The sequence below is a fragment of the Mucilaginibacter sp. UYP27 genome (genome assembly GCF_040547175.1).
Lineage (GTDB): Bacteria > Bacteroidota > Bacteroidia > Sphingobacteriales > Sphingobacteriaceae > Mucilaginibacter.
On the sequence record NZ_JBEPPE010000013.1, the window covers coordinates 57,504 to 74,466 of the forward strand.

Below are 16,963 nucleotides of genomic sequence, written 5' to 3' on the forward strand. Positions count from 1 at the left end.
TCCAGCTATGAGAACAATCACAGAGCGCTTCTACGGCGCTTTAGAAAACCAATTAAACGAGGTTTCTATAAACGGCGAATCATTGTCCGATCAATATAAGACATCCATTATACTTTGTAAAAAAGCAATGGCAAAATTGAAGAACTATATAGCCAGCTACAATTTTGAAAGTGTCGAAGATGAAACGCATTTCTTTAAAATTGTCAAACCTCAATTCTATAGTAAATACATATACTTTATCAATGTGTATAATTTTATGATGCAGAAGCCATTGGGTGGTGAGGATATTCTAAAGGATTACATTAATTATGAATTGGCCGATATAAAACGTTTTTTTGATCATAATCAGGCATTTTATCAATATTACCGGTCTGGATCAACCCAAATGGATGAGATCTATTTTACGCGAGGTAGCTTTGACGTTCATGTTGAACTCGAAGATTTCGAGGAAGACGAATTATACTCTACCAGTCATGACTACAAGTTATCTAAGATCATCGCTAATGAGAAGTACCAGGATTATCTTAACCTTGAATTACAGAAAATTCTTAACCACGAAGATGAATCACAGGAAATAGGTATAGAACTGCCATTAACATGGACGTTCAATAAAACAGATCTTGTTGAACTTATTTATGCTCTAGTAGCATTGGGGGTATTTAACAATGGGAATAGTGAAATAAAATCAGTGGTAAGCTTTTTCCAAACGGTATTCCATGTTGATCTTGGTGCTTACTATCATAAATACACCGATATCACCCGACGAAAAAAAGAACGAACAGCATTTTTAGACAAATTGAAGCTGGCTTTACTGCGAAGAATCGATGAAAAATTAAATGATGACGGTTCACTTCAGCAACGCATGAAATTTGATTGATTTTTAACTTTCTGAAAATAAGCTCTTTGTAACTACTTAAATAAAAAAAACACCTACCTCATGTATAAGGTGTGAAGTTTTTTTTTGAACAACTCCAACCTTTGCTTTCAGAATCGCCGCATGGAGTGGCGAGGATTAAAGTAAAGCAATATGTTGTCTTCAATATCCTGGGAGCGCTATCTGGCAGCTATCGTTATCCTATCCGTTTCGTATTACGGTTATGTGATACTCCGCTATTACCAACAAGAAATCTCAAACCTGTTTAACCGCAAACAGAACAATGCTAATTTATTTCCAAATGCTTCAGTAGCATCGGCAAATGTAATGGGCGCGGCGAAATTGGATGTTGGCGTTTCTTTAACAAAATCCGAAGAATTGCATTTTACAGATTCATCGCCAGATGAAGTTGAGCCTAATGCCACAACCAATGTAACCCCAATTTCAAACACAGAGTTAAGCTATTCTCCTTCCGTCGAATTAGAAACCGAAGCGGGAAATCTCATAAAGGCTTTTGAGGAAATTAACAATAAGCCTGAATTTATTACGCTGCTTAGAATTTTAATAAATTCTTACAAAAGGTTTCAGGATGAAATTGATTTACCGGCAACGTTAAACAGGATAGTCGAAATTTCCAAAGAACGACTCATGTTCCCTTTGTCCTTAACAGACCTGCAAGAAACCTGGGCGTAACATATTTTCTAACACTTAATTTATTCATTATGAAAGTTCAAAAATCAAAAATCCGTGTAAGCGCGGTAAGTCTTGTCAGGCATGTACTGGCGACAATAACGCTAATTTTAATTAGTCTGTCGCTATATGCCCAAGATGGCAATGCGGGAATAACACAATCTACAACACAGGTTAAAAGCTATTTCTCAACGGGCACAAGCTTAATGTATGCTATCGGGGCAATAATGGGCCTTGTAGGAGCAATTAAAGTTTTCAAAAAATGGAACGATGGCGAACATGATACTGGTAAGGTAGCATCCAGTTGGTTTGGGAGCTGTATTTTCCTTGTTGTTGTTGCAACTGTCTTGAAATCATTTTTCGGGGTTTAAAATTTAAGGTTATGGCATTATATCAAATTAATAAAGGCATTAACAAGCCAATTGAGTTTAAAGGTTTAAAAGCTCAATACATAGGCTATTTAGCAGGAGGCCTTGTCACTTTGTTAATAGGCTTCGCCATTATTTATTTGCTTGGCGTTCCTGTTCACTATTGTATCATGATCATTGCCGCTTTAGGAAGTGCCTTGTTTTATCAGGTATTCAAATTAAGCCATAAATACGGCGAACATGGTCTGATGAAAAAGGCTGCTAAACGCTACATCCCGAATCATCTAAAATTCACGACCCGAAAGGTCTTTTTAAACTTAAAAAAATAGACATGGTATCATATAGCAAAGCAGAACAGGTATTTCCTGTTTACAAGGTAGAGCATCAATGTATGATCTCAGCGCAAGGTGATTTGACCATTGGCTTCAAAGTTAACTTGCCTGAAATATTCACTTTGTCCAATGACGAGTACCTGGCTTTCCATGGGGTTTTAATTAAATCACTGCGCTTATTACCCAAGAATAGCGTATTTCATAAACAGGATTGGTTTATAAACGAGCAGTACGAGGCTGTGTTTGCTAAAAATAATCAGGGCAGCGTTAAAACTTTTCTATCACATTCAAGTGAAAGGTATTTTAATGAGCGTGCTTATATGCACCACCATTGCCATATCTATTTAACCAAGAAGCCTGACAAATTCAAACAATATTCCAGTGCAACCAGCCTGTTAATGCGTAAAAGGATCGTGCCTGTGCAAACCACTTGTGACGAATTATTTCGTGATTTTTTGGATAGTGCTGGGCAGTTTGTTAGAGTATTGGAGGATAGCGGTTTAATTTCCCTGAAAAGATTAACCGACGACGAACTAACTGGCACCCTGCAAAATCCGGGTATTTTAGAACAGTATTGTTTCCTTTTAAATAAAGATCAATCCCCTGTGCTAAAAGATATTCATATCGAGGATGAGATCAGGATCGGTGACAGCCACTGCCAGCTTTATACCCTTAGCGATGCGGAAGACCTTCCGGCACTTTGCGGGCCACGCATTACTTATGATAAGTATAGCACAGATAAAACAAAATTCAGTACAGGCTTTGCCACGCCAATAGGTACGCTGCTAAAATGTAATCATTTATATAACCAGTACATTTTTATTGGGGACAGTAAACAGACTTTGAAGAAACTGGAAGCGAAGAAACTAAGGCTACAATCCCTTTCAGCTTATTCCCGAGAAAATGCAATTGGCAGGGATGCTACACACGATTTTTTGAATGAAGCCATCAGTCAGCAACGGCTACCCGTTAAAGCGCATTTTAATATTTTGGCATGGACGGACGATACTGCTAATTTAAAAGATCTTAAAAACAAGGTCAGCTCATCTTTGGCCCAGATGGATGCACAACCGAAACAGGAAACCGACGGCGCAGCGCAAATATGGTGGTCTGGATTACCCGGCAACGAGGCCAGTTTTCCGATGAACGATACGTTTGATACTTTCGTTGAGCAGGCCACCTGCTTTTTAAATCTCGAAACGAATTATCAGTCAAGCATAAGTCCTTGTGGTATTCGCCTGGGTGACCGTTTATCCGGAAAGCCGGTGCATGTTGATATCAGCGACGACCCCATGAAGAAAGGAATTACGACCAACCGGAACAAATTTATATTAGGTCCATCCGGCAGCGGTAAATCATTCTTTACCAATCATATGCTGCGTAGCTACTTTGAACAGGGTTCCCATGTAGTAATTGTTGATGTCGGACACAGTTATCAGGGCTTATGTGAATTTGTAGGCGGTTATTACTTTACTTATAAAGAAGACAAACCGATCAGCTTTAATCCTTTTTATGTTTCTGAAGGTGAACACCTTGACACGGAAAAGCGTGAGAGCATAAAGGCTATGATACTTGCCTTATGGAAGAAGGAGGATGAGGGTGTGCAACGTTCTGAATATGTCGCGATCTCTGATGCTTTATATCATTATTACGAGAAATTAAAGATCCAAACCGAGATATTTCCTTGCTTCGATAGTTTTTATGAATTTCTATCGACAGAATTTTATGAAACGATGAAGCAATCAAAAGTGAAGGATATTCGTTTTGATATTGATAACATGCTATTTGTATTGAAACCATACTACAAAGGCGGTGAATATTCCTACCTGCTGAATGCAAAAGAAAATCTTGACTTATTGCAGAAGCGCTTTATTGTCTTTGAGTTGGACAATATCAAAGATCACCCCATATTATTTCCGGTCGTGACCTTAATTATCATGGAAACATTTGTTTCCAAAATGCGCAAACTAAGTATGGAGACCCGTAAAATGATCCTGATAGAAGAAGCATGGAAAGCTATAGCGCGGGAAGGGATGGCAGAATATATTAAATATCTGTTCAAAACAGTCCGTAAATATTTCGGTGAAGCTTTGGTTGTTACCCAGGATATTGAAGATATAATCAGTTCGCCTGTGGTTAAGCAGGCTATCATCAATAATAGTGATTGCAAGATATTACTTGACCAGCGTAAATATCAAAATGACTTTCCAAAAATTCAAGCTTTATTAGGGATTACAGATAAAGAAACAGCCTTGATAATGAGCATGAACAGGAACAATGATGAGGACTTTAAGTACAAAGAGGTTTTTATCAGCCTTAATGGTCAGCTATCTAAGGTTTATCGTACCGAAGTTAGCCGGGAAGAGTATTGGACTTATACAACTGAATCATCGGAGAAAGCCAAAGTACATGCCTATGCGAAAAAGTACGGCAGTATGCAGTTGGGCATAGCCGCAATTGTCAGGGAAGAATTAGAACAAGCAGCATAACTTAAATACAACTATTATGAAAGTATCCACCATTTTAATCGCTTTAACTATAACCGTGTTATTCGGTTGCAGCCCTGCCAGTAATAAAAGTGATATCTCAGGCACCTATGTAACTCAATTTAAAAATGAATACAGTATCACATCTGATACATTAGTTATAGCATTAAAAGGAAATTCGCAAACCTACAACGTCGAGAGAAAAAGTGGCTTTAATAAAGTTAGAGATGGTAAAACACTTCCCAAAGAATTTAAAGTTGCGAAATGGGTATCATCATACGACACGGATAAGCATTTATTGCAAGAAACCGAATTGGGTAAACAAATTTCCGTATTACCCGAAAAGCAAAGTTTAAAATTCGGTGATACTGAATATCAAAAAGTAAAATAACAATCCTGATTTCTTGATATAATTTAACTGATCAATTTGACCAGAATGGGAGGCTTTATGAAAAAAATTAAGCAATTATTGGTATTACTTACCTTAACTACAGCTCTTTTGACACCTGCAAAATCGGCTAATGCCCAGTTTGTAATTGGCGAAGTTATCAAGCTGACCGTAACCAAGGTAATAAAGGCAATTGACCTGAAAGTTCAGCGTATGCAGAACAAAACGATTTGGCTTCAAAACGCTCAAAAGGTGATTGAAAACCAAATGTCAAAAACAAAATTGACCGAAATTTCAGGTTGGACAGAACAGCAAAAACAGCTCTATAGTAACTACTACTCTGAATTGGGGAAGATAAAATCAGTGATTGGGAACTACCAGCGGATCAAAGATATTACCACGAAACAAGCTGCTTTAGTTAGTGAATATAAACAAGTCTGGAGTTTGTTCCGGCAAGATCGCCATTTCAACCCGCAGGAATTAAGTTATATGCAACAGGTCTATTCAGGGATTTTAGATGCAAGTGTTAAAAATTTAGATGAGATCATGCTTGTTATTAGTCCCACCAAAACACAAATGACGGACGAGCAGCGGCTGGAATTAATAAACAAAGCCAGTGATCACCTTGATGAAAATTATAATGATCTGCACCAGTTCAATAGTCAGGGGATACAATTGAGCCTGCAACGTAGTAAGGAGTTAAATGATACGCAATCAATTAAAAAACTTTATGGAATCAATTGACCGCTTAAAAATTCAGGCGGATGAGATCCGTCGGAAAAGTAAAAAATTACTGGCATTTGCTTTAATGACCTTAACAGCGTCAGCATTTGCTACAAAGGTAAAAGCGCAAACTTTTGCTGAATGGTTCAATCAGAAGAACACGCAGAAAAAGTATCTGTTACAGCAAATTGCCGCTCTGCAGGTCTATGCAACCTATTATAAACAAGCAAATAATATCGCGCACAACGGTTTGAGTTCTATTGGTGGCTCATTGACTTCAGAAAACGGTTTACATATTACATACTACAATAACTTAAAATATGTCAGTCCAGTATTGAAGAACAATAAACAGGTTAGCGATATCATCCAATGGCAAAAAAATATTCTAATCCGAATGGGCAGCCTGGACAAAACCGCGAATCTGAACGAAAGTGAAAAAAAATATATCGTACAGGTGAAATCAGCATTGTTTAAAGATTGCAACGAGCAAATAACCGAATTACAAAATGTAGTTACCGATAATATACTGCAAATGAGTGATGAAGAAAGACTAAAACACATTGGCGTAATACACAAGGCAATGCAGGATAATTACCGCTTTGCTTCATCGTTTGGCGATCATGTCAAGGTTTATGCTGTCCAAAGGGTGCAGGAAAACAATAATGTTATGGCGACAAAGAAAATTTACGGTATTCAATAATAGCGTTATGAAAAAGAATTTCAAATATATCATGACTATGCTGGTGATTTTCGGCTGTCTTGGAATTTCAAAAAAGAGCAAGGCCCAGGCCCAGGAAATGCAGCAATTAATTTTAGATATTGAAAAGCTGACCCAATTGAAGGGAATCCTGACCGATATGAAAACCGGTTATCAGATATATATCCAGGGATATGGCACCATATCACAGTTATCAAAAGGAAACTTTGACCTGCATAGCGTTTATCTAAATGGTTTATTAGCAATCAGCCCAACGGTAAGGAACTACGGGCGAATTGCCGAAATAGTAACACAACAGGCCAGCTTGATCAGCGAGTATAAAAGTTCCTACAAGCAGTTCAGGCAAAGCGGCACTTTCAGTGTAAGTGAAATAACCTATATGAGTAGGGTCTATACACAGTTAGTAACCCAAAGCCTGCAAAATCTCGACGAATTAACAAACGTGCTTACGGCGGGTAAACTGAGGATGTCTGATGATGAGCGCATGAGAGCGATAGACCGTATTTATGTAAGCATTTCCGATAAGCTTCAATTTCTCCGGCATTTCAACCGGCAAGGGGTAATTCTCAGCCTTCAGCGAACCAAAGAAAAAGGCGACACCCAAACCCTGAAACAGCTTTATGGTATAAATAACTAATCAGAATTTTATGAAAAAGAAGATTTATTTAACTGCAATTCTTGCGGTAACGGGGATAGCTTTTCCTTTATTTTCCAGGGCAGATGGCCTTGCAACTGATATTCAGGGCTTACAGGGTACGTTGAACGGAGTTTACAATGATATGCTTCCGATGTGCAGCCAGTTGATTGGTGTAGGTCGGGCGATTGCCGGATTTGGTGCGCTTTTCTATATCGGCAGCCGGGTTTGGAGACAAATAGCCAGCGCAGAACCGATAGACTTTTATCCCTTAATGCGCCCTTTTGCTTTGGGTTTAGCCATTCTTTTATTCCCTACGGTAATTGCAATAATTAACGGGATTATGTCACCTACAGTTAGTGCAACGGGTGGAATGGTGCAAAACTCGGATGCGGCTATTGCAACCTTATTAAGAGCGAAGGAAGCAGCAGTAGAGAAAACCGACACCTGGCAAATGTATGTTGGTGCTGATGGGGATGGCGACCGGGATAAGTGGTATAAATACACCCATCCTGAAGACAAAGACGGTAGCGGTGAAGGGATGCTTGCCAGCGTGGGTAACGATATGAGATTCGCTATGTCTAAGGCATCTTATAATTTCCGTAACTCGATCAAGGAATGGATGTCGGAAGTGTTGCAGGTGCTTTATGAATCAGCGGCATTATGTATTAATACCATTCGTACATTCTATCTAATCATCCTTGCCATCCTGGGGCCGATAGTTTTTGGGTTAGCCGTGTTCGATGGATTTCAGCATACGCTCACGGTCTGGCTGGCGAAATATATCAATGTGTTTCTGTGGTTACCAGTCGCAAATATATTTGGTGCCATCATTGGCAAGGTTCAGGAAAATATGCTAAAACTGGATATAACACAGGTTCAAAGCGCGGGCGATACGTTTTTCAGTTCCACCGATACGGCTTACCTCATATTCTTAATTATTGGAATTATCGGCTATTTCACCGTACCAAGCGTAGCCAATTACATCGTTAACGCAGGTGGTGGCAATGGTTTGTTGCAAAAGGTAAATAGCATAGTTAGCAGTACAAGTCAGTCTGTAGCCGGAGTGGCGAGTTCAGGGGGCAGCATGGCTGCTGATGCTTTTGGTAACCAGCGATCAAATACCAGCCAAAGTGTGGCAGCAAATTCAGTATCCAATCCTTATTTCCAGGATAAAGGCCAAAGTGCTAACAGCCAGCAGGCCTCCAAGATCAGTCCCCAAAAAGTTTAATCATTCACCTTTAAAATTTGATATATGTTTTCACAACTCAAAAATATCGACACAGCTTTTAAGCATATTAAGCTGTTTAGCTACCTGCTCATAGCAGTATGTACGTTAATTTCCTGCTTCGCTCTGTTTAAAAGTTACCAGGCGGCGAATATTGCCGGTAACCATGTTTATATCCTTGCCAATGGTAAGGCATTGGAAGCATTTGCTGCAGACCGTAAAGATAATATCCCGGTTGAGGCAAGGGATCATATCAGAATGTTCCATCACTATTTCTTTACGCTTGATCCTGATGAAAAAGTGATCGATGCCAATATCGGCAAAGCACTTTACCTCGCTGATGAAAGTGCTAAAAACCAGTATAACGACCTCAAAGAAAAGAGTTATTACAATAACCTGATCTCCGGTAATATCAGTCAACAGATCACGGTTGACAGCGTACAACTGGACATCAACCAATATCCCTATTATTTTAAATGTTTTGCAACACAAAAGCTGATCCGCTCAACATCAACGGCAAACCGAAGCCTGATTACGCAGGGTTATTTACGCAATGTTGCCAGGTCAGATAATAACCCACACGGATTTTTGATTCTTCATTGGGAAACATTGGCGAACAGGGACACCACAATTCAACGCTAAAATTATGAAAGCACGAAAAGAAAATTCACAGTCGGGGACTAATAGTTTGGTTTCAGATAAGATCGCGGCAATGATTGCAGGAAAAATTATCGGTGTTCAATTGCAGGTATCAGGGTCATTAAACAGGTGGTTTAACAGGTTTTCTACCCGCGGAAAAAAGAGCCTGTTACTAATTATTGGTATTTTATCGGCTATTCTGTTGATTACAAGCGCATTTTCTTCTTTATAAACCATACCTAAACTTTCACAGAACTACACTTCGGCACATATCGGGATGCCTTCAGAATTACCTGGGCCAAAACTTAATAAACATCAATTAACAGATTCATTAACCATAAAAAAGTAAATCATGGAAGCTACATTAACAAGCGGTAAAATGCCGCAGCAAACTCCTGAATTTCTAAAGGAGCGCAAATTCTTAATGGTCATACCCTTACTCATTCTGCCATTTATAACAATGGGCTTTTGGGCATTGGGCGGTGGTAAACAAAGTGGTGCCGTTTACGATACGGCAGCTACTAAAGGACTAAATACTACGTTACCACAGGCGCAGTTTAAAGATCAAAAGTCGCAGGACAAAATGGATGTTTACCAAAATGCCAAAACGGATTCAGTTAGCTCGTCGGGAAGCGGCGTAAGCGAAAGTTTCGTTCGGTCAATGGGCCTGAATACTACTAAAGCTAATCAGGCTGATTCTATTACTAAAAGATCTACAGCAAATTTAACAGGCGCGCCAACTACTGCGGATATGAATGAAGCCAAAATACAGGCGAAGCTTGCCGCGATTAATCAGCAGATCAATCAACCCCAAACACTGGATTATAATACGGGTTCATCGGGACAATCAAATGCTGATGTCAAGAGGCTTCAATTGATGGCCAAAGCCATGAACAATAATGAAGGCGGGAATGATCCTGAAATGAAGCAGCTTACACAAATGTTGCAACAGATCAATGATATACAAAACCCGGGCAATGCAAGTAGCCGCTCACGAAGCCAATCATTGAAGAACCATCAACGGGTTTATCCCGTATTGGCAGCCAAAGATGACGACGATGATAATAATTCCAATAGTCAAATGACTGTCCAATATGCGGCTTATGATGATGGCGGCGGCAAAGGGAAAAAGCATCGTTCTCCCGCAAATGAACAAACGGCTGGTAATACCATCCAGGCCATTGTACACGAGGATCAAACTTTGGTTACTGGGGCGGTAATCAAACTAAGATTAGAAGACGGCATATATGTAAACGGCAGGATGATTCCAAAAGGCAGTTTCGTTTATGGTACTTGTGCCCTCAATAATGAACGCCTGGAAATTAAAATTGCAAGTATCCGCTATCTGAATAATATCCTGCCGGTTTCACTTTCTGTCTATGATCTGGACGGTATGGAAGGTTTATATGTTCCGGGTTCAATTGGCAGGGATGCTGCAAAAAACGGGGTCGGAGATGCAGTTCAATCTATGCAGTTAATGTCAATGAACCAATCAGTTGGAACACAAGCAGCCAGTGCAGGAGTTGAAGCTGCAAAAGGGCTTTTCAATCATAAGGTAAAACAAATTAAAGTTAAGGTCAAAGCAGGTTATGAAGTGCTGCTTAAAGACAGTAACGATAGAGACAATTAAATAAATAGCCATGAAAAAATCATTCATTATTTTCATTCTTTGTGCATGGGGGACAGTTTCTTATGCACAGGACACCGCTTATGTAAGCCGTGATAAAACGACAGCGTTATTCTTTAAATCTGCTGTTAAAATTATAAGTAAATCAACATCCGATTTTGATGTTACACAAAAAGAAGATGCACTGATTACCATTAAGGCACTCGACACTGATTTTTCGCCTGCAAAAATTAATATACAGGAGATTAGTACTGCAAAAATTTACCGCATTCCGGTTGAATATTCGTATGGCCGTGCAGGAAGACGAATTGAAGTTGGAGGCGAAACGCCAATGACCGTCAAGGTCATTAAAACTTCGGACTTTAATTATGGCGCAGTCGTTACGCAATTAGCAGCAGGTAAGCGTAAAGATGTCGTAGATCACGAAAAAACTGGTGGAGTAAAAGCTTGGGTAGACAAACTTTCACTTGCCGGTAACAGGGTTTTCTTTAGGCTTGACATTCGTAACAAATCCAACTTGCCCTACGAAATTGATTTTGTTCGGTTTTATATAAGGGATTTGAAAACTTTTGCAAGAATGGCAACTCATGAACAGGAAATAGTACCGCTAACCACCACACTGCATAAAAAAACGGCTATTGCTCATAAACAGGAGATCGCAAAAGTGTTCGGCTTTCATCGTTTTTCACTTTCGGAAGACCAGGCGCTGAATATTGAATTATATGAGAAAAACGGTAACCGTCACCTTTATCTGCAAATCAAGCAAAAGGATCTGGACGATATAAAAACGATAACCCCGGCACCGCAGCAGCCGGTAAACACAATTGCTGCTAATACAATTAATTAACCATTTATTTCATTTTTTAAACAAGTACGTTATGAATACTCAAAATGCAGAGTTTTTAAAAAAGAGCCTTTTAAATTTAGGCTTTGGAGACACATTGAACAGCCAACTTGACAAACAAATGGCTGCTAAAACGCCTGACTTTAAATTAGGCTTAAGCCACGAGTTTAACCAGAAATCTGTCGATTATACCCTTCATTTTAAAGCAGGTGATAATCAGGATATGTATTTTTTTAATAAATACGATGCCACAGTAAATCACAAGGACGATCCGGCCAAAAACGTGCATCAATCCTTTTTTATTAATAAAGGCAGCGGCATAACCGCCAAAGAAGCCTTTAATTTAATGGAAGGCCGTGCAGTGCATAAACAACTTTACAATCTGGAAGGACAAAAGTATAATGCATGGTTAACGTTGGATCCTCACAACCTTACCGATAACGGCAATAAAAGGATCCAACACTACCACGAAAATTATGGTTATGATCTGGACAAGGTTATTGCCGGAAATGGTATTAAAGAACTGGAAGACCCTAAAGCTAAAGAGGAATTAATGTATTCCTTAAAGAAAGGGAATGCACAGCAGATAACCGTAGGCGGCGAGGACGGCGATAAAAAATATTTTATAGCTGCTAACCCGCAATATAAAACCATTGACCTTTACGATCATCAGATGAAAAAAATTAAAAGGGAAGAATTGCTACAGACCGAACAAAAGCCGGTTAAAAACTTAAAAAAACGCGAGCAGCTAAAGGAGGATGCTCCGGCAAAAAAGCAGTCGCGTAAAAGCAAAATGTCAGTTTGATTGAGTTTAGCAGACGAATAACCTTTGTCTGGCATAGAAGATAGGCATGCTCGATATTCGATAAATACATCAAGACGCTGATCAGCTATATTAGTATTAATAATGTACCAAGTTTACTATATAGTCAGCGTCTTTTAATCGCCTCGTTTTTATATCGAGTTAAGGTTTAATTAAAGCCCCCCAAGCAGGATGTGAAGGGGGCATTATTGTTCTACGCAGTTGAGTAATTCTTCATAACACTCCTTTAGCAATAGCATTCTTAGGATTTATCTTTCGATAGATTCTATCAGCAGCAGCGTAAAGTTTCGTTACATTTGGAAATCCCTTTACAGGTTTAAAAGGGTACTTTGAATAACAGTCTTTGTATGCCTACTCGCTTTTAGGCTATCAGCCATTTCAAGGCGCCATCGGTTGATAACATGGTAAACAACTATTGGATTATGCTTTGCGGTGTCAGCAATACTGATGTGATATGGGTTCACCCATAAAACACAGTCAGGGAATAGGTTAGATTTGATTATGTCCTGGGCGTTGCCTAACAACGCAAAAGTAAAGAAGAACACTATGGTGATTAAGCGTTTAAAGTGTATATAAGTATACGCACTTTCTAAAAGCTAAATTCTTTCGTCAGTTGTGATTTAACAATCATCATATCATCACACATCTTCTGGTAGACATGCTCGTAATGATTACACATCTCAACTACAGCTTTGTTATGTAACTCATACAAATCATTCTTCTCTTCTTTAAGCGCATGCTTGATGCCGTCGGTAAGGTCTAACACCAATAGGTAAAGTTCTTTCGATTTCGCATTAGAGGCAATAACAGCCTCATTAGTTAACGATACATTGAAGTAGAGGCCGATAAGATTGTATTTCCAGTTCTCTGCATCAAGCTTGTCGATATAGGCGTTAAGCTTCTTTATTTCCTGGCCGAGAAAGTCCAGGCTCGCTTCGCTTCTTGAATTGTTATAATTCTTCCAGTAGCTAATGTTCTTTTTGACTATCGACATCTTTTCACCGGTAACAAAGTAAAAGTTCTCTGCTATATCAATCTGCTTGTTCCGAAAGGTGCTTTTAAGCTCTGTGTTGGCTTTACGTTTATCACCTACATACGAGAATAGGCCCGTTAGACCTTGCGTTAATAGCGCACCTATCAGCCCTGAAAAGGCACTTACTTGAATTAATAAACTGTTGCTTTCAATTGATGCCATATTCTTGGTTATTAGTATCTCCGTTTGGCTTAATATGGTAATCATCTACTATACCTTTAAGCTTAAAATAATAACCCTTATCGAACATCGCTAACATCCGCTTATTATCGTCCAGCAATTCCATAGCATTTGCTAAAAGCCGCTCCAGTTGATCAATTCGTCCCTTGTAATCCATGTCTGTCACCATGTTTCAAAAATAACAAATTTGACTTGTAATTGCTAATATTTTTAGCACAGCTTTGTAGCTAATTGAATGTTACAGCAACTATAGGGTAAACGTGAGTAAGGAACCAACGATAATTGCAGCGCGGGGTTTGAAATGCGTACTCATCACCCAATGGTTCATACAGGTATTACGTTATTGTCGAATTTATCCTACGCTTAAATTTATCAGGCCTTAATAAAAATTGGTCAGGCGAGTTATTATTTATAACCTGACTAATTACCTTATAAATTTCGTTTCATTCACATTTGAACTAACCACATCCGCATATGTCTTAAGCTAGCTTGAAGGTCGTCATGATTTGATCATACACCTTCTCTATAGAAATACCTTTAATTCCCATTTCTTTAAAAATTGATTTATCAGGAAGATCGCCTGCCGCTTTTGACATGAAAGTTTTAAAATGAGATTTAATTAATTCAGGTAGATCATATCTTTCTTCGGCTGTCATAAGGACAGCAAGCCTGAATACATCTCCTTTATGTTTTCTTAAGTGTTTTTTTTCTTCAATTCCTCCCTCGGCTATACGTTGCTCAATTTCCAGGTAGGCTTTGGCTTTTAAACACATGAGTGCTTCTGTGTTAGCAAACCTAACTTCACCTTGTACAGTGCTATGTTCAACCATATAGCCATAATAAATATCATCCAATAATATGGCAGAAAGGCTGGATAGATCATCATCTACAGGTATTGGTGTAAGGTGCATACCCTCATCTAAATCAATTGTATCGGGTGTCCTTGAAAAAAGCTCAATCTGTTTTGGAAAAGTTTCATCTTCCGGTTTAATAAATCTATAGTAATTGCGTTCGTCTTCGCTTTTTTCTTGGCGCTCGTATTTTCCATCTTTAATAAATTGCCAGAATTGTTTAACAAAATCAGGTGTCAATGCTTCGACTATCAAGATCACGTCAATGTCCTTTGTTGCCCTTGCATTAAATCCTGCTTCTTCAATAATTATATCACATGCTGTGCCGCCAATGATTACGTAGTTATCTGCATACTCCCGAAAGTGCTTTTTAAAATTGTTTAATCCTCTTACCATATATACTGTTTTAACATATCTTCTAATTCCATTTCTATGCGCTCGTCTTTGTTATCCATAAATGTCAGATAAAGCGATAACGGATCTACTGACCAAACACCAATATCAAAATTGTGAAATAATAGCCGTGGGTCGTACTTCCATATCTCTATGCAAAATTCTGCTTCCGGATCTTCTATTTCTTTAATTTCATCTTGTTTGACTAATTCATAATATTTATTTTTATCAAGTGCATAAAACTGTTGTCGTGACTCATTGATCTCGGTATACCTGGTTAGGGCAGTCAGGTTTGCCCTCAATTTAGCATCCTTTGGTCTTGCATTTGTGAACACCTGTTTTAATACAGGATTTATAAATAAATTCTGTTCTAAACTGAAATGCCATAACTTTCCCCTGGTTAGCTTGAAACGAATGCACTTCTCTTTTTCGCCAATAATGCTGATCAAATCCAAGTCTTTCAGATTTTCTATCGCCTTGGTTATTGTCGTTGCGCTATAGTTGAACTTGAAAGCAATTTCTTTAAAAGACTTATTTTCTATCTCAAAGTCTATACTATGATTAGAAACATGATAAAGAACAATGACCTGCGCAGATGGTAACAGTTGATGCTGCTTTTTCTTCATAATGACAGGATAGTTTTCCCGTAAATCCATCAGTAAATCAGGTAAGAATAATTGCTTTGCGGGCACCACAAAGTTTACACCTGCCTGGACTAGCCTGTTTCTATTGTAGGCTGCAACCCCTTTAAGCAGCAGGATCGCCATGCCAAACTCTTTCGGGAGTTTTTGCAGTTGTTTCTTAGTTTGGAGTATTTTAAAATCTTCCTGATTTTTCGGCTCAACAAATACCACCGGCCTGTTTAATAAATTGGCATATGTATATCGGTAGCCCGTACGCATATATAGAGGTAGCTGGTTTTTAAGTTTGTCTTCTAACGGCTTAATTTCTATTTCCTGGTTAAAAATTTCGTTCAGGTAATCTGCTAAAATTTCTTCTGTTCTCATTTTGCACAATAAACCTTATTGATTTATTGTGCAAATATCATAATATATAATTGAAATACAATATAATAAAGTAAAAAATGCACAGTAAAGTATATATGGTTTATTGTGCATTTCTTAGTTTACTGAAAAAGCAACCTCATCTAAATCAGCCCCTGATAGGTATGATGCTATAGTAGTTGTTATGGTTCATTTTATGCGACTTTGCATAAAGGCAACGGTCAGCTATTATTAACAGTTTAGCCGCGCGGCTTGGCATCAATTATAGTTTTTAGTTTAGCCACTGTAGCAATATTGTTTATAAAAACGTAATCATTATATAATCCACAAAATGAAAAACATCATATTGATTCTATTGTCCATCGTCTTACTTTCCTGTAAAAAAGACGACAATTTCCCGCGTACAGAAATTATTTCCAGCGGAAGTAAATGGAATATCCAGATCGGATCTTCGGCCTCCGACGTATATAAACAGATTCAACAATTGGGCACCGAAAAGCATTTTAGCTACCTTGCCATTGTTGGGCAGGGGCCGTTCAGCAAACCGGAAGATTTGCAAAGCCGGCTTCCATTTTATGATGCAATTACTTTGAGTACTTCAACCGGCGTCATACAACGTGCGGTAATTGCCTTCAAGGCCGATCAGGTAAGCTCGATAGAGGTTGGTGGGGCGCTGCCAGTTGAGACGGATAAGTGGCCTCAGGATGCACCTGGAAATACCGCAATTCAAAAAGGTGATGCCTTAACCGTTTTATATTCGAAGTTGTTAACTATTCATCAATTGCCTTCCTTTGCGGATTATCAACTGGTTTTACCTGATAAAACACTTTCTAAAGCTTTAGATCCTAATATGCTAAACTATACGCAATGGGCTTTTACCTTCGCTTTAAACGTGAGGCCTGGTAGAAGCGGTACATCCGCTGTTGTTTTGTATTTTAAAGATGGCAAGCTGGAAAAGATCCGCCATGATTACAATGAGTCCGATGTGTACAACTAATTTAATTTAGAAGTGAGGAAAACATAATATAAGAAGACCCGTTGTGCGGTTTAAAAAAGATCAAATAAGTTGTGCATGATACTGAAATTCAGTATCTTAAGAGAGTATCTGACGCTTTCTTATATGCACAA

Annotated in this window: 20 protein-coding genes; 16 read left to right on the top strand and 4 right to left on the bottom strand. The window is 38.6% G+C overall.

All coding sequences use genetic code 11. The features are described from left to right. The first annotated feature begins 7 nt into the window (after positions 1-7). The 15 genes from ABIB39_RS21520 (at position 8) to ABIB39_RS21590 (ending at position 12,356) form a co-directional block, all read left to right on the top strand. A complete protein-coding gene (locus ABIB39_RS21520) occupies positions 8-877 on the top strand; it encodes an RteC domain-containing protein (protein ID WP_354432248.1) in 870 nt (289 codons plus the stop codon). Between the two features lie 150 nt (positions 878-1,027). After that, entirely contained in the window at positions 1,028-1,567 is a 540-nt protein-coding gene (locus ABIB39_RS21525; RefSeq protein WP_354432249.1) for a hypothetical protein, read from the top strand. A gap of 29 nt (positions 1,568-1,596) precedes the next feature. Further along, positions 1,597-1,935: a DUF4134 domain-containing protein gene (locus ABIB39_RS21530; RefSeq protein WP_354432250.1), complete on the top strand. Its 339-nt coding sequence runs from the start codon at positions 1,597-1,599 to the stop codon at positions 1,933-1,935. An 11-nt stretch (positions 1,936-1,946) separates the two neighbouring features. After that, positions 1,947-2,261 (top strand): DUF4133 domain-containing protein, encoded by a 315-nt coding sequence (locus ABIB39_RS21535; RefSeq protein ID WP_354432251.1) that lies wholly within the window; start codon positions 1,947-1,949, stop codon positions 2,259-2,261. A 2-nt stretch (positions 2,262-2,263) separates the two neighbouring features. Beyond that, the gene (locus ABIB39_RS21540) at positions 2,264-4,753 is read left to right on the top strand and encodes a TraG family conjugative transposon ATPase (protein WP_354432252.1); all 2,490 of its coding nucleotides are present in this window, start codon (positions 2,264-2,266) and stop codon (positions 4,751-4,753) included. Positions 4,754-4,769: 16 nt separating this feature from the next. Continuing rightward, a complete protein-coding gene (locus ABIB39_RS21545; RefSeq protein WP_354432253.1) occupies positions 4,770-5,141 on the top strand; it encodes a hypothetical protein in 372 nt (123 codons plus the stop codon). Positions 5,142-5,198: 57 nt separating this feature from the next. After that, positions 5,199-5,882 carry a conjugal transfer protein TraI gene (locus tag ABIB39_RS21550; RefSeq protein WP_354432254.1) on the top strand — a complete coding sequence of 228 codons (684 nt, stop codon included), beginning with the start codon at positions 5,199-5,201 and terminating at the stop codon, positions 5,880-5,882. Then, entirely contained in the window at positions 5,869-6,561 is a 693-nt protein-coding gene (locus tag ABIB39_RS21555; protein WP_354432255.1) for a hypothetical protein, read from the top strand. The genes ABIB39_RS21550 and ABIB39_RS21555 overlap by 14 nt, the downstream gene beginning before the upstream one ends. 7 nt (positions 6,562-6,568) lie before the next feature. Then, entirely contained in the window at positions 6,569-7,216 is a 648-nt protein-coding gene (locus ABIB39_RS21560; RefSeq protein WP_354432256.1) for a TerB family tellurite resistance protein, read from the top strand. A gap of 10 nt (positions 7,217-7,226) precedes the next feature. Continuing rightward, positions 7,227-8,444 carry a conjugative transposon protein TraJ gene (traJ, locus tag ABIB39_RS21565; protein ID WP_354432257.1) on the top strand — a complete coding sequence of 406 codons (1,218 nt, stop codon included), beginning with the start codon at positions 7,227-7,229 and terminating at the stop codon, positions 8,442-8,444. A 24-nt stretch (positions 8,445-8,468) separates the two neighbouring features. Then, complete coding sequence (gene traK, locus ABIB39_RS21570; protein WP_354432258.1) at positions 8,469-9,083, top strand: conjugative transposon protein TraK; 615 nt, start codon at positions 8,469-8,471, stop codon at positions 9,081-9,083. A gap of 4 nt (positions 9,084-9,087) precedes the next feature. Next, positions 9,088-9,312: a hypothetical protein gene (locus tag ABIB39_RS21575; RefSeq protein WP_354432259.1), complete on the top strand. Its 225-nt coding sequence runs from the start codon at positions 9,088-9,090 to the stop codon at positions 9,310-9,312. Positions 9,313-9,432: 120 nt separating this feature from the next. Next, positions 9,433-10,710 carry a conjugative transposon protein TraM gene (gene traM, locus ABIB39_RS21580; RefSeq protein ID WP_354432260.1) on the top strand — a complete coding sequence of 426 codons (1,278 nt, stop codon included), beginning with the start codon at positions 9,433-9,435 and terminating at the stop codon, positions 10,708-10,710. 10 nt (positions 10,711-10,720) lie between these two features. Next, complete coding sequence (locus ABIB39_RS21585) at positions 10,721-11,554, top strand: DUF4138 domain-containing protein (RefSeq protein WP_354432261.1); 834 nt, start codon at positions 10,721-10,723, stop codon at positions 11,552-11,554. Between the two features lie 31 nt (positions 11,555-11,585). Continuing rightward, positions 11,586-12,356, top strand: a complete 771-nt coding sequence (locus ABIB39_RS21590) for a hypothetical protein (RefSeq protein WP_354432262.1) — start codon at positions 11,586-11,588, stop codon at positions 12,354-12,356. Positions 12,357-12,963: 607 nt separating this feature from the next. Here ABIB39_RS21590 and ABIB39_RS21595 read toward each other — a convergent pair. The 4 genes from ABIB39_RS21595 to ABIB39_RS21610 all read right to left on the bottom strand — a co-directional run bounded on the left by ABIB39_RS21595 (position 12,964) and on the right by ABIB39_RS21610 (position 15,838). Next, on the bottom strand, positions 12,964-13,569 hold the full coding sequence (locus tag ABIB39_RS21595; RefSeq protein ID WP_354432263.1) for a hypothetical protein: 606 nt from the start codon (positions 13,567-13,569) through the stop codon (positions 12,964-12,966). After that, positions 13,556-13,756, bottom strand: coding sequence for a hypothetical protein (locus ABIB39_RS21600; protein ID WP_354432264.1), 201 nt, complete (start codon positions 13,754-13,756; stop codon positions 13,556-13,558). The genes ABIB39_RS21595 and ABIB39_RS21600 overlap by 14 nt, the downstream gene beginning before the upstream one ends. Positions 13,757-14,066: 310 nt before the next feature. Further along, positions 14,067-14,834 carry a hypothetical protein gene (locus ABIB39_RS21605; protein ID WP_354432265.1) on the bottom strand — a complete coding sequence of 256 codons (768 nt, stop codon included), beginning with the start codon at positions 14,832-14,834 and terminating at the stop codon, positions 14,067-14,069. Then, on the bottom strand, positions 14,828-15,838 hold the full coding sequence (locus tag ABIB39_RS21610; protein ID WP_354432266.1) for a hypothetical protein: 1,011 nt from the start codon (positions 15,836-15,838) through the stop codon (positions 14,828-14,830). Before ABIB39_RS21610 ends, ABIB39_RS21605 begins: the two co-directional genes overlap by 7 nt. 328 nt (positions 15,839-16,166) lie before the next feature. On the opposite strand from ABIB39_RS21610, the gene ABIB39_RS21615 reads away from it, so the two are divergent. Further along, positions 16,167-16,832: a hypothetical protein gene (locus ABIB39_RS21615; RefSeq protein ID WP_354432267.1), complete on the top strand. Its 666-nt coding sequence runs from the start codon at positions 16,167-16,169 to the stop codon at positions 16,830-16,832. Positions 16,833-16,963 lie beyond the last annotated feature (131 nt).

Coding starts and splice junctions, on each gene's coding strand:
- ABIB39_RS21585 (WP_354432261.1), top strand. CDS start 10,721: ATGAAAAAATCATTCATTATTTTCATTCTTTGTGCATGGGGGACAGTT.
- traJ (WP_354432257.1), top strand. CDS start 7,227: ATGAAAAAGAAGATTTATTTAACTGCAATTCTTGCGGTAACGGGGATA.
- ABIB39_RS21600 (WP_354432264.1), bottom strand. CDS start 13,756: ATGGTGACAGACATGGATTACAAGGGACGAATTGATCAACTGGAGCGG.
- traM (WP_354432260.1), top strand. CDS start 9,433: ATGGAAGCTACATTAACAAGCGGTAAAATGCCGCAGCAAACTCCTGAA.
- ABIB39_RS21615 (WP_354432267.1), top strand. CDS start 16,167: ATGAAAAACATCATATTGATTCTATTGTCCATCGTCTTACTTTCCTGT.
- ABIB39_RS21550 (WP_354432254.1), top strand. CDS start 5,199: ATGAAAAAAATTAAGCAATTATTGGTATTACTTACCTTAACTACAGCT.
- traK (WP_354432258.1), top strand. CDS start 8,469: ATGTTTTCACAACTCAAAAATATCGACACAGCTTTTAAGCATATTAAG.
- ABIB39_RS21545 (WP_354432253.1), top strand. CDS start 4,770: ATGAAAGTATCCACCATTTTAATCGCTTTAACTATAACCGTGTTATTC.
- ABIB39_RS21525 (WP_354432249.1), top strand. CDS start 1,028: ATGTTGTCTTCAATATCCTGGGAGCGCTATCTGGCAGCTATCGTTATC.
- ABIB39_RS21575 (WP_354432259.1), top strand. CDS start 9,088: ATGAAAGCACGAAAAGAAAATTCACAGTCGGGGACTAATAGTTTGGTT.
- ABIB39_RS21520 (WP_354432248.1), top strand. CDS start 8: ATGAGAACAATCACAGAGCGCTTCTACGGCGCTTTAGAAAACCAATTA.
- ABIB39_RS21535 (WP_354432251.1), top strand. CDS start 1,947: ATGGCATTATATCAAATTAATAAAGGCATTAACAAGCCAATTGAGTTT.
- ABIB39_RS21560 (WP_354432256.1), top strand. CDS start 6,569: ATGAAAAAGAATTTCAAATATATCATGACTATGCTGGTGATTTTCGGC.
- ABIB39_RS21590 (WP_354432262.1), top strand. CDS start 11,586: ATGAATACTCAAAATGCAGAGTTTTTAAAAAAGAGCCTTTTAAATTTA.
- ABIB39_RS21555 (WP_354432255.1), top strand. CDS start 5,869: ATGGAATCAATTGACCGCTTAAAAATTCAGGCGGATGAGATCCGTCGG.
- ABIB39_RS21610 (WP_354432266.1), bottom strand. CDS start 15,838: ATGAGAACAGAAGAAATTTTAGCAGATTACCTGAACGAAATTTTTAAC.
- ABIB39_RS21605 (WP_354432265.1), bottom strand. CDS start 14,834: ATGGTAAGAGGATTAAACAATTTTAAAAAGCACTTTCGGGAGTATGCA.
- ABIB39_RS21540 (WP_354432252.1), top strand. CDS start 2,264: ATGGTATCATATAGCAAAGCAGAACAGGTATTTCCTGTTTACAAGGTA.
- ABIB39_RS21530 (WP_354432250.1), top strand. CDS start 1,597: ATGAAAGTTCAAAAATCAAAAATCCGTGTAAGCGCGGTAAGTCTTGTC.
- ABIB39_RS21595 (WP_354432263.1), bottom strand. CDS start 13,569: ATGGCATCAATTGAAAGCAACAGTTTATTAATTCAAGTAAGTGCCTTT.